This is a genomic window from Pseudomonas sp. SB113, assembly GCF_040754745.1.
Classification (GTDB): Bacteria; Pseudomonadota; Gammaproteobacteria; order Pseudomonadales; family Pseudomonadaceae; genus Aquipseudomonas; species Aquipseudomonas grimontii.
On record NZ_JBFMHW010000233.1, the window covers coordinates 1 to 408 of the forward strand.

The 408-nt window shown below is 62.3% G+C and carries 1 protein-coding gene; it reads right to left on the reverse strand.

Going from position 1 to position 408, the window contains the following annotated elements; translation table 11 throughout:
- On the reverse strand, positions 1-342 hold a 342-nt coding region (locus tag AB1462_RS32330), incomplete at its 3' end, for an ABC transporter permease subunit (protein WP_367249204.1).
- Positions 343-408: the final 66 nt, after the last annotated feature.

The window sequence follows — 408 nt, forward strand, 5'->3', positions numbered from 1 at the left end:
TGTCGGGACGGCCTCTATGCAACCGCGCCAGATTTCGCCCAGGAACGCGCTGGCATGCAGCGTCAGTGCAATCGCGGCAGCCAGCCATGGATTGATGCCCAAGCCGAAGATGTTGAGCCCGAAGAAGACGAGAAAGAGTTGCATCAGGAGCGGCGTACCCTGGAACAGCCGGATGAAGCCGAGCGCCGCATAGCGCAGCGGCGAGATGGCGGACACCCTTGCAAGCGCGACCGCCAGTCCGCCCACGGCGCCGCCCGCGAACGCGACCGCCGACAAAGCCACCGTCCATTGCACGGCCAGGACGATGAACCAGAATTCGTTGATGCCGAAAGCTCTGATCATGTCATCCTCCTAGCGCGCTAGCGGATAGTTGATGGCATATCGCAGGATCGCCGCGAAGATGGTGGA